We start from the raw sequence: 17,382 nt of genomic DNA on the forward strand, positions 1-17,382 counted from the left end.
GTCCTGTGATGCTGAATTCTGTTTTTAATAAACCAAAATCCTCTGGAGGTTCTGATGAACAATGAAATTGTGAATGAGCGTTTGACTGAGAATAGTGTGAAACCAAATTTACCGCGATCGCCAAGAAAGATTATTTTGGTGGTTTTGGGGGTGCTGTTGCTGGCTGGACTGGGTTTTTTTATCCATGCAGGTGCAGCCAAGTCAGACAAAACTGAAAAATCTGGACGTAATAAGCAGCAAGTAACACCTGTAACGGTGGCGATGGTGACACAAAAAACAGTTCCGTTACAATTGCAAGCGATCGGCAATGTGCAATCAGGATCTACGGTATCGATTACGCCCGAAGCTAGTGGACGGATTATTGGAGTTTATTTTAAGAAAGGTCAAGATGTGAAAAAGGGACAACTTTTGTTTACCCTAGATGACCGATCGCAAGCTGCTGCAATTCAGCAAGCTCAAGGAACTGTCGCCAAAGACCAAGCTTCGGTACAACAAGCTAGAGATGGATTGACTAGAGATTTGGGTCAAATAGAGCAAGCTAGGGCGACTTTAATTAAAGACCAAGCCTTGGTACGACAAGCCCAGGCGACTTTGGCGAAAGATCAAGCCCAAGCAGAATTTGCCAAAGGACAGAGCGATCGCTATGGTGAGTTATATAAAAAGGGTGCGATTAGTTTAGATCAAGCCCAACAATATGCTTCTAATAGTAAATCGGCCACAGCAACCCTCCAAGCCGATCGAGAAGCGATCGCTAATGCTGAAGCTGTTTTACAAAGCGATCGAGTGGCGCTGACTAATGCTCAAGCTGTTGTCAGGGGCGATCAAGCTGCGATCGCTAATGCTCAAGCTGTTGTCCGTTCCGACCAGGGAGCATTAGACAATACCAAAGTGCAATTATCTTACTCCAAAATTTATGCGCCAATTGATGGTCGCGCTGGCAATATTCTGGTGACTCAGGGGAATGTGGTGCAAGCTAACAGCACGACTCCCCTTGTGACTCTGACCCAAATTCGCCCGATTCAAGTTGCTTTTTCCGTTCCTGAAACAAATCTACCCCAGGTACAAAAGTATATGCAGAATGGCAAGCTGAAGGTAGATGTGACGTTCCCCAACGATCAAGCTCATTCAGTACCAGGTACTTTGACGTTTGTCAACAATACGGTAGATAACACTACAGGGACAATTCAACTAATTGGCGACTTTGATAACGCTCAAGGATATTTGTTTCCCGGTCAATTTGTGAATGCAACGCTAACATTGACCGAAGAACCCAATGCAACGGTTGTACCCTCCCAAGCCGTGCAGAATGGCCCGGATGGTCAGTTTGTTTTTGTAGTTAAGCCAGATATGACGGTGGAAAATGTGCCAGTTACAGTTAGCAGCACCATTAATGGACTAGATGTGATTGAGAAAGGGCCGCAACCAGGCGATAAAATTGTCACCGATGGTCAAGCAAATCTGGTTTCGGGGGGCAAAATCCGCGTCAAAACAGCCGCCAATTCCCAAGGCGGTAATGACTCAAATCAGCCAAGAAGAAATCATTCCCGTAAGTCAGGGGGAGGTGATTCATGAACCTTTCAGAACCATTTATCCGCCGCCCGATCATGACGACTCTGGTGATGACGGCGATTTTGATTTTCGGTTTCATGAGTTATCGCTTACTGCCAATTAGCGATTTACCCAGTGTGGATTATCCCACAATTCAGGTCAGCGCCTCCCGACCAGGAGCTAGTCCCGAAACGATGGCAGCATCGGTTGCTCGTCCTTTAGAGAAGCAATTTTCTAGCATTGCTGGACTCGATTCGCTCAACTCAACTAGCACTTTGGGACAGACTCAAATTACCCTGCAATTCAACTTGAGCCGCAATATTGATGATGCGGCGCAGGATGTGGAAGCAGCCATATCGGGAGCATCCGGGCAAATTGCGACTGATTTACCCAATCCTCCCACTTACAGCAAAGTTAACCCCGCCGATCAACCGATTCTTTACCTTTATTTAGACTCTCCCACTCTGCCCCTTTCCCAGGTAGACAATTATGCTGAGACTTATTTGGCGCAAAAGCTATCTACAATCAATGGGGTGGCACAGGTAGCCGTCTACGGTTCGCAAAAGTATGCGGCTCGAATTCAACTCGATCCCCAGCAATTAGCTACGCGACAAATTGGGTTAGATCAGGTGGCGACGGCGATTCAACAGGGTAACGTCAATTTACCTACCGGCAGTCTTTCGGGAAATCATAAGAATTTTACAGTCCAGACTAACGGGCAACTTGAAGATGCGGCTGCTTATCGCCAGTTGATTGTCTCTTATAAAGATGGAATGCCTATCTATCTCAATCAACTGGGTAGGATTATTGACAGTGTAGAAAATGACAAAGTAGCAAGTTGGTATAACAATACTCGCGCCATTATTCTTACCATTCAAAGACAGCCTGGAACCAATACGGTGCAAGTCGTAGACACAATTAAGAATTTGCTGCCGAAGTTGCGAGAGCAAATTCCGGCATCCGTGGAAATTGGGGTTCTCTATGATGCATCTCAGTCGATTCGAGATTCAGTAGATGATGTCAGATTTACGTTGATTTTGACGATCGCTCTCGTTATCTTAGTAATTTTCATCTTTTTACGGAACCTCTCGGCGACGGTGATTCCCAGTTTGGCATTACCTGTTTCGCTGATTGGAACTTTTGCGGTGATGTATTTGCTGCACTACTCACTAGATAACCTATCACTGATGGCGTTGACCCTTTCAGTGGGCTTTGTAGTGGATGATGCGATCGTTATGCTAGAAAATATCGTCCGGCACATGGAAATGGGGGAACGTCCCCTAGAAGCAGCGTTGAATGGGTCGAGAGAAATTGGTTTTACCATCCTATCGATGACCCTTTCCTTAGTTGCAGTCTTCATTCCCATGTTGTTCATGAGTGAGGTGCTGGGACGATTATTTCATGAATTTGCTGTGACGATCGCAGTTGCAATTCTCGTCTCTGGTTTTGTGTCTTTGAGTCTGACTCCCATGTTGTGCAGCCGTTTTCTGCGTCCTGTGGATCATGCTAATCAAAGTCGGTTATATCAAGCTTCTGAATATGTCTTCGATCGCTTCCTGGGTTTGTACGATTGGAGTCTGAAAAAAGTCTTAAAATATCACTTCACCACGATGATTTTATCCGTCTTTTTATTGGCGGTGACGGTTGGGCTATTAGTGGTAGTTCCCAAAGGCTTTATTCCTAGCGAAGATACCGGACAAATTACAGGCATTACCCAAGCAGCCGAAGATGCATCCTTTGATAATCTTGTCCAGCATCAGCAAACAGTTGCTAACCTGATTCGCCAAAACCCAAATGTCGATGCAGTCAACTCCAATATTGGGGCGGGATCTAGTGCTAGTGGCGGTGGGGCAGCAGTTGCAGCCAATTCCGGCAGTTTGTTCATTCGGTTAAAACCGCGATCGCAGCGCCAGCTTAGTGCCGATGAAATCATTCAAGATTTGCGAACCCAACTCGCCACTGTTCCCGGCATCCAAGTATTCTTACAAAATCCCCCAGCGATACCGATTGGCGCTCAACAAAGTACGGGACTTTATCAAGTTGCACTTCAGAGTTCGGATGTCAAGCCCTTACAAGAATATGTTCCCCAACTTGTTCTCAAGATGAAGGAGATGACAGAACTCCAGGATGTCAACAGCGATTTACAATTTGCTTCCAAAATTCAAATTGACATTGACCGCGATAAAGCCTCAACTTATGGGATTACCGCCCAGACAATTGAAAATACCCTGAGAAGTGCTTATGGCTCTTACCAAGTGTCAACCATCTATGCAGCCACCAATGAGTATCAGGTAATTTTAGAATTAGCGCCCCAGTATCAGCAGGATATCAACGCTCTGCTGACATTGTACGTTAACTCCAGCACTGGAGTAGCAGTACCTCTCAAGACATTCGCCAAACTGTCTCAGGGAGTCAGCCCGTTAATGGTCAATCATAACGGTCGGATGAACGCCGCCACCATTTCCTTTAACCTGGCCCCTGGTGTATCCTTGGGAAATGCCAACGAAGAGATTCAAAAACTGATCGATCGGGTGATTCCTGCCAGCATTAGCACCAGCTTTCAGGGTGCAAGCCAGGTATTTCAAAGTTCACTGCCGAGTTTGGGTTTGTTATTAGCGATCGCTATTCTCGTAATTTATCTGATTCTGGGCGTTCTCTACGAAGATTTCATTCACCCAATTACAATTCTTTCTGGTTTGCCCTCAGCAGGTTTTGGGGCATTGTTAACGCTGATGATATTCCACGTTGAACTCAATGTTTACTCCTTCATCGGCATAATTTTATTGGTGGGCATCGTTAAGAAAAACGGGATCATGATGGTGGATTTTGCGATCGTTGCCCAGCGAGAAGAATTGAAAAAACCCTCCGAGGCGATTTATCAAGCGTGTTTGGTGCGCTTCCGTCCGATTATGATGACCACAATGGCAGCATTAATGGGAACCTTACCTATTGCGATCGGATTTGGGGCTGGTTCCGAATCCCGCCGTCCTCTAGGGATTGCAGTTGTGGGGGGACTGGTATTTTCTCAGATATTAACCCTGTATTTAACCCCTGTGTTCTATATATATATGGAATCATGGCGGAACAAACTCAGTCGAGTTAAGTTCCGGCGGGTATTTTCATTTACAGGAGGGCGATCGTGATTTTCAATCATCTGAAAACCAAGACTAAATCTGATTTTCTCAATTATGAATTAAACACTTATGTCAGATATTAAAGATGCATTAACCCGAATTCATGACTGGTTTCAAGAAAATCATCCAGCAAAGATTGCATCATTGGCATCAGGTTTAAGTCCATTAGAAATAGATAATGTGTTGAGTACCCTATCTTTTAAAGTATCCAAAGAAGTTCGGGAAATTTATGAATGGTCAAATGGATACCCAATGGATGGCTGTGTAGAAGATGATTGGATATTTTATCCTATGTTTCTTCTAAGTTTAGATTCAGCAGTGTCAGAAGCTCAAACTTGGGAAGAGGAACATGAAGAAATAGCCTTGATGTATAAGTATGCAGGTAAACCTGTCTTGCCAGTCTGTATGTCAGATGTCGAGTTTTTAGCAGTTGTCGCAACGGATGATGAACAAACAACTTCTCCTGTAATTCATATCTCCGAAATTGTAGAAATTTCACTGCGATACACCAATTTAACAGCCATGATGTTGACCCTAGCGGAATCTTATGAGACTGGGGGATTGTTCATCGATTGCAAAGGTTACATAGAGAAAGATGAGAAAAAGTATGCTGCTGCATATCGAAAATACAACTCAGGAATTACAGACTTAGCTCTCGAAAGATTTCTGAAGATATTTCCTGAAGATTCCTCTTGGCAAACCGTACAACTACTTCATAACGACCTATATATGAGCAATAGCTATGGAATAGAAATTCCCCCAAGTAACCTGAAAAATAAAGTAGTTAATACTCTTCTGAATCTGCTGCAAGACGAAAAATATGATTCCGGCTTTTCTGTCGTATTAGTACTCGAAGAACTTCGAGCAGTAGATGCCTTAATTCAAGGACTTCAACACCCTAGCAAATGGGTTCGGAGTCGGTCGGCCTTTGCTTTAGGAAAAATCAAAGCATTTGAGGCTGTGGAGTTTGTATCGCAGCTTTTAGAAGATCCAGATCCAGTTGTTAAAGAAGCAGTGAAGGAGGCGTTAGATATGTTTAGAAATCAAAGATAAGGTTGTTGCACCTATTACAGATTGATCAAATTCACGTTGAAATTATATTTAGCGATCGCACCGCTACCATATCACATTTCTGGGATAACAAAACCCATGAACCTTTCAGAACCATTCATCCGTCGTCCAGTCATGACCACCTTGGTGATGATCGGTATCCTCATCTTCGGTCTGATGAGTTATTTCCTCTTACCCATCAGTGCCCTACCCAACGTTGAATATCCTTTTATTTCTGTCTCTGCTAGTCTCCCTGGTGCCACCCCCGAAACAATGGCATCTTCGGTCGCCGCACCTCTAGAAAGACAGTTTACCGAAATTGCCGGACTCAATTCCTTCAATTCCACCAGTTCAACTGCTAGCACCAACATCTCCCTCCAATTTGACTTCAGCCGCAGAGTCGAAGATGCCGCCAAAGATGTGCAAGCAGCCATCTCAGCCGCCGCCGGACAACTCCCCGCCGGAATGCCTCACCCCCCCACTTACCGGAAAGTCAACCCCTCTGTCTCGCCAGTTCTCTTCCTCTATATGTATTCTGAGACACAGCCAATCTCCACAGTAGATGAATACGCGGAGGTAACGGTTGGTCAACCCATCTCGATGATTGATGGTGTTGCTCAGGTACAGGTTTTTGGTCAACAGCAGTATGCAGTCCGCGTCCAACTCGATCCGCGAGAGTTGGCATCAAGGGGAATTGGTCTAAGTCAAGTAAAAACTGCCATTCAACAAGGAAATGTCAACTTGCCAACTGGCAGTCTTTCTGGCACTTACAAAAGTTATACGATTCAAGCGAATGGTCAACTTACCGACGCTGCCGGCTATCGCCAGTTGATTGTAACTTACAAGAATGGCGCACCCGTGCGTCTCCAGGATTTGGGGCAGGTGATTGACAGCGAACAAAACGTCAAAGTCTCGAATTTGTATAGCGATCAGAAGGTGACAAATCGCCATTCTGTTGTTCTCGCCGTACAGCCGCAGCCAGGTGCAAACACGGTAAATATTGTTGATTCCATCCAGAAACTTTTACCGACACTCCGCGAACAAGTTCCCAAATCCATTGAAATGGGGATTATGTACGATCGCTCCCAAACTATCCGCGCCTCTGTCAACGACGTAAAATTTACCTTGGTTCTCTCGGTTTGTCTAGTTGTCTTAGTTATTTTCTTATTCTTGCGTGACACAACTGCGACGCTGATTCCCAGTTTGGCGCTACCTGTAGCCATCATTGGCACTTTCGCTGTGATGTATCTGTCGGGCTTTTCCTTAGACAACCTCTCCCTCATGGCGTTGACCCTTTCTGTGGGTTTTGTGGTAGATGATGCGATCGTGGTATTGGAAAATATTGTCCGTTATCGAGAAATGGGCGAATCTCCCCTAGATGCGGCATTAAAGGGATCGAGGGAAATCAGCTTTACCATTTTGTCAATGACACTTTCCCTAGTGGCGGTGTTTATCCCCATCATGTTTATGAGTGGAATAATCGGTAAATTATTTCATGAATTTGCCGTGACGATCGCAGTGGCAATTTTGGTTTCGGGTTTTGTTTCCCTCAGTCTCACCCCAATGTTGTGCAGTCGTTTCTTAAGTTCATCCCATCAGCAAAAGCCAAATCTGGTGTATCGCGTTTCAGAACGAGCATTTGATTTACTACTGCAAGGATATGATTGGACGCTCAAGCCGATTTTAAAATACCGCCTGATGACACTCATCGGTTCTGGTATTTTGCTGATAATGACTGTCTATTTGTTCGTCATCGTTCCCAAAGGCTTTATTCCCACCGAAGACACCGGACAACTGATGGGGAACACGAAAGCAGCACAAGATATTTCTTTTGATGATATGCGTCGTCACCAACAAAAGGTTGTCGATATCATTCGTCAAGACCCCAATATTGAAGCAGTTGATTCCATTGTGGGTGCAAGTGGCCCTAACGCCTCCGTGAATTCCGGGCGAATTACAATTCGGCTCAAGCCACGTTCTAAACGGAAACTCAGCGCCGACGAAATCATTCAAGAGTTAACCCCCAAGTTAAGGCGGACAACTGGGATTAAGACATTCCTCCGCTCTCCGCCAGCTATTCCCATCGGTGGACAACAAACTAATTCTACTTATCAGTTCACGTTGCAGAGTTTAAATCTGCAAGACTTACGCCAATACGTTCCTAAACTTGTAGATAAAGTCAAAACTCTACCAGGACTCCGAGACGTTGACAGCGATTTACAACTCAGCACTCCCCAAATCCAAGTCCAAATTGACCACAATAAAGCTGCAACCCTTGGCATTACCGCCGAACTGGTTCAACAAACCCTCAGCGCCGCTTATGGTTCTAGCCAGGTTTCCACTATCTATACTCCAAATGACCAATTCTATGTAATCTTAGAAGTAAAACCGGAGTTTCAGCGAGATCCTACCGCCCTATCCATGCTCTATGTGCAATCGAGTACTGGGAAACTTGTTCCCCTGAGTGCGATCGCAAATATCACCCAAAATGTCGGCCCCCTCACTGTCGCTCACGTTGCTCAACTCCCTTCTTCAACGATATCTTTTGACACCCTCCCAGGAACGTCTCTCAGTCAGGCTACAGATGCCATCAAGCAAGTAGCCAGTGAGATACTACCTTCAACAATTACCACCAGCTTTCAGGGTTCAGCCCAAACCTTTCAACAGTCTTTTAACGATTTAGGTGTGTTGTTGTTGGTGTCTATTTTAGTAATCTACCTAATTCTCGGTATCCTCTATGAGGATTTTATTCACCCGATTACCATTCTTTCCGGTTTACCTTCGGCGGGTTTTGGTGCATTACTAACGCTGCTGATTTTCCAGGTTGATTTAAACCTTTACTCTTTCATCGGCATCATCCTGCTAGTGGGTATCGTCAAGAAAAACGGGATTATGCTGGTGGACTTTGCCATTGAAGCACAACGCAAGGAAGGGAAAAATTCCTTTGATGCCATCTATGCCGCTTGCTTGATTCGCTTCCGCCCGATTATGATGACGACGATGGCAGCTTTAATTGGCACACTCCCCATTGCATTGGGAACGGGAGTCGGTTCAGAAGCGCGTCGTCCTTTGGGGATTGCGATCGTTGGTGGATTGCTGTTCTCTCAGATATTAACTCTCTATCTGACTCCGGTATTTTACATTTACATGGAAGCATTGCGGAAAAAGCTTGGACAACCGAAGTCTTACCGCTTTTTCTTCAAAACGTAGCAAGGGAAATTAGCCCGCTTTGTTATTTCTATATGCAGTGCTTCTCCCCACACTTAGCTCGACTTTATCCAAAATTAAAAACTCGGTTTTCTTTATCCGCCAAAAACCCTGGCTTTTTGGCAAATACTTTTTCCCCGTCACAGATTCTCGATGAAGATCAAAAAGTAAAAGGAGACATCGCTTTACACATAACTTAATTGTTTATTTTGTCTGAGTTACGAGTTTGATTTGACAGTTGGTGCTTTTGTATAACCTGCTCAATCTGGCAAGTCACCTCATTTATTCTATGTTTGACCTTATCAAAATCGATATTCACCCAAATATAGGCTTTGTCAGGTTTTTTCTGAAAATTTTCCATATATTTTTTTGCTTGTCAAGAGAATTTTTTATATCTAAACAATATAGCTATCTCAATTTATAAACTACTTTCTCTAGACGTATAAGTAGATATGCTTAATGTTTACTTAAGGTTTTATCTGCTAGAAGTTCAATCAATATCTACTGAAAGAGACGCGACATGTCGCGTCTCTAAGAACCAAAATATAAATTCTAAGTGTTCTTAAATCTTTGTTTGTAGATACTGCACCAACTGTGGTGCTTGCATTACTCCCTCTATCCGTTCCACAGGCTGACCCTGCTTAAATAGTACTAAGGTTGGGAGAGAGGAAATTTTATATTGACTCGCCAAATCTGTGTATTTTTCTGTGTCAATTTTGACAATCCGCAAGCGATCTTTAAGTTGGGCATTGACTTGCTCTAAAATTGGCACCATCATTTGACATGGCCCACACCAGTCAGCGTAAAAATCTACTAATACAGGTACATCAGAAGCAGACAGCATCTCTTCAAAGCTGTCAAATTGTTTTTTAGTTGCCATGTGACACACACCGATTTTCAATTGTTTGTTTCAATAGTAATTCTTAGAAAATAAAATCGGTATAGGTTCATAGGTTTTTATTGTAAAACGATTAGATTAACCAATATAGACTTATTATTTAGCCAAAAATATTAAATAATTATAATAAAATTCGCATATCCTTTGCATTTATGTGTATAGATTCTTAAGTATGTATTTAAATTTATCCCGACCAACTAAATAACTATAGAAGCTTTCACAAAAGTGATTTCTATTAGAGGCGTAGCTGCAATACTTCTTATACCATTTATTTGTGAGGCTGCGCCAAATTCCATTGGCTTCCTCTTTCTTTCTTCGTGTCCTACCCTGCGGGAAGCCGCTCCGCGTCTATGCGCCCTTTGCGGTTCATTCCTTATGTAGTTTGGCGCATCTTCATACAGAATTGGTACTAGTACCGCAAGGCGGAATTCAAAATTCAAAATTCAAAATTCAAAATGAATACAGCGTAAGCCTTTCGTTGATTTGAAATGGTAGCTTTATTTACGCCGTGGTGTACTAGTCATAGATATTTAATTATCCAGACAATATTCAGATGTTACCTAAATCACCATAAGATAATTAGCGCGGTATTTCTAAGATTGAGGAACATTAAATGACACTATTAGAAGGTAAAGTTGCTATTATCACAGGTGCTTCACGAGGAATTGGCCGAGCGATCGCAATTGAATTGGCCTCACAAGGAGCGATCGCAGTTATCAATTATGCCAGTTCGAGTGCAGCAGCCGAGACAGTTGTTACAGAAATTACAGAAGCGGGAGGGGAAGCGATCGCTATTCAAGCAGATGTTTCTAAAAGCGATCGAGTAGACGCACTAGTTAACGCCGTCATGGAAAAGTTTAAGCGTGTGGATATTTTAGTCAACAACGCAGGAATTACTCGCGACACACTGCTTTTGCGTTTGAAGCCAGAAGATTGGCAAGCTGTGATAGACCTTAACTTAACTGGTGTTTTCTTATGTACACGCGCCGTCAGTAAAATTATGCTCAAACAGCGATCGGGTCGAATTATTAACATTACCTCCGTTGCTGGGCAAATAGGCAACCCAGGTCAGTCCAACTACAGCGCCGCCAAAGCCGGTGTAATTGGCTTCACCAAAAGCGTTGCCAAAGAACTGGCTACTCGCGGCATCACCGTTAACGCCGTCGCCCCTGGATTCATCGCCACCGACATGACCAGCGATCTCAACAACCCCGAAGATATTCTGAAATACATCCCTCTCGGTCGTTTCGGTCAGCCTGAAGAAGTAGCTGGGATGGTGCGCTTCCTTGCCGCCGATCCCGCCGCCACCTACATCACCGGACAGGTTTTTAATGTCGATGGTGGCATGGTAATGGCCTAAATTAAGTAGGTTAAGGCAGGGAGCAGGGAGCAGGAGGAAAAAGGGTTTGAGCCTTATTTACTTTTCTTCACACAGTTTGGTTTTATTGTGCCAACTTACTTACTGCTGAGTTAATAGTCATTAAAGGATGCAGGGGATTCGACCCCGGATGAATTGAAGCTACTGTTGCGTTTGCTTCCCGCTTTTTTACGAGAGTTCAGTGGGGGACTTAAACCACTGCTATCTCTGCCTCCTGCCTCATCAGTCAGTTATGTATCGAACAGCTTGAATTTTTGGTTGACTGAATCAAACAATTTTGGATTTTGCTTTCATACAGAGAATAAAGCATAGTAGGGCTAGCATTGTAATGCCCACCCTACAAGCAACTAAGGCTGTTGGCGTATCCTTTGCCAGACAGTAAAGCCCAAAAGTAGGATAATACTACTAGCGGTAGCCACCATCACAGCCAAACTCATACCTTGTATTCTCATCGCCAGCAAGTTAAAAACTAAGGTAATTGACCAAAGCGTAAACGCAGCATGGCGCTGGGAGAGTCCCCAAGCAAGTAAACGGTGGTGCAGATGGTCTTTGCCAGGAGTACTGAGAGGGTTATTTCCTGCTAGCAGCCGCCGCACAAATACTTGAGTGGTGTCTAGCACCGGTAACAACAGAAATAAAACCGTAGGAATTAGCGCATAAACGGTGTTTTGTTGCAGTTTGCCTAAAATACTAGTTGCTGCCAGTACATAGCCGAAAAAGTATGCTCCGGCATCACCCATAATAATTCGTGATGGGTGGAAGTTATGGCGCAAAAATCCTAGTGCAGCACCTCCCAAAGCTGCGAGTACTAAGATTGCCGCTGCACGATTGTTAAATTGGGCTGCAACCCCCAACAAACTCATGGCGGTAATAAAGCTAATTCCTCCTGCCAAGCCATCCATACCATCCATCAAGTTGATGGCATTGGTAATCCCTACTACCCATAGTACTGTTAGCAACATGGATAGAAGCGAGTCGATGGGAGTGCCAAACAGGACTTTGACGCTGATGCCATTAGCTACCAGTAACAGTGCCGTGACAATTTGCGCCCACAATCGAACAGAGGGCGGTAAGCCGAACTGATCGTCGATAAAGCCCACAAGGACTAATATCGAACCCCCCAATAGAATAGTGAGCACCTGAACCAATACGTTTTGGAGTTCGATCGGTCGTAAAAGGCTAGCTAATACCAGCGCGGCAATTACACCCGCGTAGATAGCCAGCCCCCCTGCATTGGGTAAAGGTTCTCGGTTGAGTCGTCGGGCGTTGGGTTGGTCAGCCCAGCCTACCCGCAAGGCGAATTTGCGGATTGTCGGAATTAAACGCCAGGTTACAACCCAAGCTAAGAGAAACGTAAATACTACCGCCAACCAGCCGGTGCCGCTAGGGTCGGCAATACCAAGGGACTTAAGGGAGTTGTCTAGATTCATCTCCCAATTCAAGCATTACTGCCAGTATCTAATATGAGCATCACCTGTATATTAATCAATTTTTTATTTCTATTTGTAACTTGAGCCGATTGAGAGATTAGCACTCTTGCTCTGTGAGTGCTAAATTGTCTAATGGAAGCGCTAGAGAAATAAAACATGGCGAAAATTATTGCATTTGACGAGGAATCGCGGCGAGCTCTAGAAAGGGGTGTTAACGCCCTTGCCGATGCCGTAAAAATCACCTTGGGGCCCAAAGGTCGCAATGTCCTTTTAGAGAAAAAATTTGGCGCACCTCAAATTGTCAACGATGGTATCACTGTTGCCAAGGAAATTGAATTAGAAGATCCTTTGGAAAATACTGGTGCAAGACTCATCCAGGAAGTAGCCTCAAAAACTAAAGATGTTGCTGGGGATGGCACTACCACTGCTACAGTTTTGGCACAAGCCTTGATTCGGGAAGGTTTGAAGAACGTCGCGGCGGGTACTAATCCAGTTAGCTTGAAACGCGGGATCGACAAAACCATTGAGGCACTGGTAAAAGAAATTGCCAGGGTAGCCAAGCCAGTAGAAGGAAGTGCGATCGCTCAAGTTGCCACTGTCTCTGCTGGTAACGATGAAGAAGTTGGTCAAATGTTAGCCCAAGCAATGGAAAAAGTCACCAAAGATGGTGTCATTACCGTTGAAGAATCTAAATCCTTAACCACTGAACTAGAAGTAGTTGAGGGGATGCAGATTGACAGGGGTTACATTTCTCCCTACTTCGTCACCAACAACGAGCGCCAAATTGTGGAATTTGAAAACGCCCGGATCTTGCTGACAGATAAAAAAATCAGCAGCATCCAAGATTTAGTGCCAATTTTGGAAAAAGTCGCCCGTTCCGGTCAGCCCTTGCTGATTATCGCTGAAGATGTCGAAGGTGATGCTTTGGCAACTTTGGTCGTGAACAAAGCGCGGGGTGTACTAGCCGTTGCTGCTATTAAAGCACCTGGATTTGGCGATCGCCGCAAAGCTTTGTTAGAAGATATTGCTATTCTCACCGATGGACAGTTGATTTCTGAAGAAATCGGCTTAAGTTTGGATACTGCTTCTCTAGAAGCACTGGGAACTGCCCGCAAAATCACCATTGACAAAGAAAGCACCACCATTGTAGCTGGCAGTGTCACCAAGCCAGAAGTACAAAAGCGGATTGGTCAAATTCGCAGACAGTTGGAAGAAACCGATTCTGAATACGATCAAGAAAAACTGCAAGAACGCATCGCCAAGCTCGCTGGCGGTGTGGCAGTGATTAAAGTGGGTGCGGCAACCGAAACCGAACTCAAAGACCGTAAACTGCGAATTGAAGACGCGCTGAACGCTACTAAAGCCGCCGTGGAAGAAGGTATTGTTCCTGGTGGTGGAACTACCCTAATTCACTTAGCTAAGACAGTACAAGCGATTAAAAACAGCTTAGAAAGCGAAGAAGAAAAAATTGGGGCTGATATAGTCGAACGAGCGCTAGAAGCTCCCTTGCGTCAAATAGCAGATAACGCAGGTGCTGAAGGTTCTGTGATCGTCTCTAAAGTCCGAGACAGTGAGTTCAACATTGGCTACAACGCTGCTACCGGGGAATTTGAAGACTTGATCGCTGCGGGTATTATCGACCCTGCCAAAGTTGTGCGTTCAGCTTTGCAAAATGCTGGTTCCATTGCTGGTTTGGTCTTAACCACCGAAGCGATCGTTGTTGAAAAGCCAGAGAAGAAATCTGCTGCTCCTGCCCCTGATATGGGCGGTATGGGCGGTATGGGTGGCATGGGTGGCATGGGCGGTATGGGCGGCATGGGCGGCATGGGCATGTTCTAACTTCTGCTCATCCAGATAAATATTTTTTCAGCAGTTTGTCTTGCCAAGGCAAACTGTTTTTTTATAGCATTGCTGATTCAGAGCCGATATGTTATCTCTATTGCTGGGAAGTAGCTGGGCATAAATAAAAATAATCATCATAGCTATCAGTAGTTTGTCGTGAATACAACTGGCCACTAAAAAAATGCTGATTCCTAAATTACCCAACCTAAATAATTCCTTAATCTAAAAATTACAGTTTATGTATTAATTTTTGTAATATTGATAGCAAAAGCTGAAATAAATCAAAATAATTATCGGATTGCTGGTTAGTTATTTTTAACAATGCCCAATTCCCAATTCCCAATGTAGGTAATATTGCATGGTACGAAAACTGCGTCGTCTTCCCAAAATAGTAACTAGGCTATATGAAGATGAGTTTCATCACCAACCAGGGACTATGCCTGGAACAATTTTTATTGATGAAGATGCTCCACCACCGATAATTTTTTTGATTGACTATAACCAAACCAATTTCATCCGCGAACAAATAGCAACCCCGGAAGAGTGTGTCTCATATCTTGATAGCGAATCCATTTCTTGGGTAGATGTACAAGGTTTAGGCAGTCAAGACATATTACAACGACTGGGTAAAGTTTTTGAGTTACATCCTCTAGTTTTAGAAGATATAGTCAATGTACCGGAGCGTCCTAAAACAGAGGATTATGAAGACCAATTGCTATTCATTGCCCGCATGGTAGTAGCAAAAGAAAGAACATGTGGTTTTTACAGCGAGCAAGTGAGTTTGATATTAGGGAAAAATTATTTGCTGACAGTCCAAGAAGAACCAGAACATGATTGTTTTGAAGGAGTGCGATCGCGAATTGAAAAAAGCAAAGGGATCATTCGCAAACAAGGAGCCGATTATTTAGCTTATGCCGTGTTAGATGCAATCATTGATGGCTTTTTCCCGGTACTAGAGCTTTATGGGGAGCGAATCGAAGAACTGGAAGAGGAGGTAATAGTCAAACCAACCCCACAAACACTACAAAATATTTACCAAATTAGGCGAGAATTACTGCAATTGCGTCGGGCTATCTGGCCCCAGCGAGATGCAATTAATTCCTTAATTCGAGATGGTAGCGAACTAATTGGTGAAGAAGTGCGAATCTACTTGCGAGATTGTTATGACCATACAGTGCAAGTGATGGATATGGTGGAAACTTATCGAGAACTAGCATCTGGATTAATGGATGTGTACCTTTCGGCAGTGAGTAATAAAATGAATGAAATCATGAAGGTACTAACAGTAGTTTCAACAATTTTCATTCCACTGACTTTTGTGGCCGGAATATATGGTATGAATTTCAATACTGAAAAATCACCATATAATATGCCGGAATTGAATTGGTATTGGGGATATCCACTTTGCTTGGCAGTAATGGCTGCGATCGCACTTGGTTTGCTATTCTTCTTTTGGCAACGGGGCTGGCTGCAAAATTCTGTAACAATTAAACGTAATTAATAATTGCAGATAGGCGACGAATCAAATATACATTCATTAGCACTGGGAGTTAATATTATAATTTATGAGGAGTAGCGACCAGAATTTAATCGTTTTGACTGTTTATATTATCGGTGTTGCCTATGTTTTTAACCGCATGGTTGAATCCATTGACGATCAAATTAAGTTTGAGTTTAAAAAAGGAATCGTTGACGAGCAACTCAAAGAACAAAATCTCGACGATAAAATTGGGATTTCCTTTAAACTCAAACCTTCATATCCGATAGACGATCTGAAAGATTTAGGAATTAGCATTGAAAATAAATCTGATAATATTGCCCTATACGTTGACTGGGACAACAGTTCTTTAGTAGTTGAACATAGCAAGCAATCGCGCCGTGTGATTCGGAAATCACCAGACTTAACCCGCGACTTAGCAGTACCCCAAAGTCCTAGCCTGATTGCTCCCAAGAAAACACTTTCTGAAACAGTGACAGCAGAAGATGTATTCGAGCGCGATAAAGAAGCTGGAACCTATTCAGCGAAAAAACCACTAATTGATATCAACGGGCTACAAAAAGGGCAAAAAAAGTTGTACAACGACTTTATTAACAGAAGAAAGGAGTTGGAGTTTTCCCTACAGTTGGTGCTCAGAGTATCTGAAGTGCGTTTAGGTCTATCCCCAGGCCGTGATTTCCCTCCCATTAGTATTATCAATTGTCCTTTCACAGTCAAGAAACTACCTTGGACTTACGCTTTACCTTGGAATAAAAAAAAGCAATAGCAACCAGACAGACTATGCCATCCAAGATTACACTGGATCTAAGGAGAGAGTAGACGCAGGCGGTTGCAGATCAGTCCTAGTTACTGGTTTGAGGAAAGTCCGGACTCCCGAAAAACCAAACTTGCTGGATAACGTCCAGTGCGAGCGATCGTGAGGATAGTGCCACAGAAAGATACCGCCAGGATTAGGGGCTGGGGACTAGGGACTGGGGACTGGGAAGAATTTTCCTAATCCCCAATCCCTAATCCCCAATCCCCAACCTGGTAAGGGTGCAAAGGTGCGGTAAGAGCGCACCAGCAGTATCGAGAGGTGCTGGCTCGGTAAACCCCGGTTGGGAGCAAGGCGATAGGAACTACGGTTGGTTTTTTACCAGTTCCGCTCAATGAGAGCCGCTAGAGGCGTTTGGTAACAAGCGTCCCAGATAGATAACTGCCCTCGCAAGAGAACAGAACCCGGCTTATGTACTGCTCTTTCCCCTGCAATGGAGTATGAACCTTTCACGGTTTGTACTCTATTATTTTTTGTACTGATTTTTTACCATGATTCATTCATTATTTAGAGCATTCCCAATATCTCTAATGCTGTATCCAGATGCCATTTAACCCGATAGAGTCCAAACAGCTTCTCTTGA

Annotated in this window: 10 protein-coding genes and 1 other RNA gene; 9 read left to right on the forward strand and 2 right to left on the reverse strand. The window is 43.9% G+C overall.

Annotated elements, in window-relative coordinates:
- Positions 1-54: 54 nt before the first annotated feature.
- Genes CDG79_RS01530 through CDG79_RS01545 form a run of 4 tightly spaced genes read left to right on the forward strand, consistent with a single transcriptional unit; the run spans position 55 to position 8,942 of the window.
- On the forward strand, positions 55-1,572 hold the full coding sequence (locus tag CDG79_RS01530) for an efflux RND transporter periplasmic adaptor subunit (protein WP_223277971.1): 1,518 nt from the start codon (positions 55-57) through the stop codon (positions 1,570-1,572).
- Positions 1,569-4,691 (forward strand): efflux RND transporter permease subunit, encoded by a 3,123-nt coding sequence (locus CDG79_RS01535; protein WP_094339916.1) that lies wholly within the window; start codon positions 1,569-1,571, stop codon positions 4,689-4,691. The genes CDG79_RS01530 and CDG79_RS01535 overlap by 4 nt, the downstream gene beginning before the upstream one ends.
- Before the next feature lie 60 nt (positions 4,692-4,751).
- Entirely contained in the window at positions 4,752-5,735 is a 984-nt protein-coding gene (locus CDG79_RS01540) for a HEAT repeat domain-containing protein (protein WP_094339919.1), read from the forward strand.
- 36 nt (positions 5,736-5,771) lie between these two features.
- The gene (locus CDG79_RS01545; protein WP_317616567.1) at positions 5,772-8,942 is read left to right on the forward strand and encodes an efflux RND transporter permease subunit; all 3,171 of its coding nucleotides are present in this window, start codon (positions 5,772-5,774) and stop codon (positions 8,940-8,942) included.
- Positions 8,943-9,501: 559 nt separating this feature from the next.
- On the opposite strand, the gene trxA is transcribed toward CDG79_RS01545, so the two are convergent.
- The gene (gene trxA / locus CDG79_RS01550) at positions 9,502-9,819 is read right to left on the reverse strand and encodes a thioredoxin (RefSeq protein ID WP_094328900.1); all 318 of its coding nucleotides are present in this window, start codon (positions 9,817-9,819) and stop codon (positions 9,502-9,504) included.
- 631 nt (positions 9,820-10,450) lie between these two features.
- On the opposite strand from trxA, the gene fabG reads away from it, so the two are divergent.
- On the forward strand, positions 10,451-11,197 hold the full coding sequence (gene fabG, locus CDG79_RS01560; RefSeq protein WP_094339926.1) for a 3-oxoacyl-[acyl-carrier-protein] reductase: 747 nt from the start codon (positions 10,451-10,453) through the stop codon (positions 11,195-11,197).
- Positions 11,198-11,562: 365 nt separating this feature from the next.
- On the opposite strand, the gene CDG79_RS01565 is transcribed toward fabG, so the two are convergent.
- A complete protein-coding gene (locus tag CDG79_RS01565) occupies positions 11,563-12,645 on the reverse strand; it encodes an MraY family glycosyltransferase (RefSeq protein ID WP_094339928.1) in 1,083 nt (360 codons plus the stop codon).
- A gap of 156 nt (positions 12,646-12,801) precedes the next feature.
- On the opposite strand from CDG79_RS01565, the gene groL reads away from it, so the two are divergent.
- The 4 genes from groL to rnpB all read left to right on the forward strand — a co-directional run bounded on the left by groL (position 12,802) and on the right by rnpB (position 17,226).
- Positions 12,802-14,484: a chaperonin GroEL gene (gene groL, locus CDG79_RS01570; RefSeq protein ID WP_094339932.1), complete on the forward strand. Its 1,683-nt coding sequence runs from the start codon at positions 12,802-12,804 to the stop codon at positions 14,482-14,484.
- 361 nt (positions 14,485-14,845) lie between these two features.
- Positions 14,846-15,988, forward strand: a complete 1,143-nt coding sequence (gene corA / locus CDG79_RS01575; protein WP_094339934.1) for a magnesium/cobalt transporter CorA — start codon at positions 14,846-14,848, stop codon at positions 15,986-15,988.
- Positions 15,989-16,052: 64 nt separating this feature from the next.
- Positions 16,053-16,751, forward strand: a complete 699-nt coding sequence (locus tag CDG79_RS01580) for a hypothetical protein (RefSeq protein WP_094339936.1) — start codon at positions 16,053-16,055, stop codon at positions 16,749-16,751.
- Positions 16,752-16,797: 46 nt separating this feature from the next.
- An RNA gene (gene rnpB, locus CDG79_RS01585) (RNase P RNA component class A) lies at positions 16,798-17,226 on the forward strand.
- Positions 17,227-17,382: the final 156 nt, after the last annotated feature.

The organism is Nostoc sp. 'Peltigera membranacea cyanobiont' 232 (assembly GCF_002245985.1).
Lineage (GTDB): Bacteria > Cyanobacteriota > Cyanobacteriia > Cyanobacteriales > Nostocaceae > Nostoc.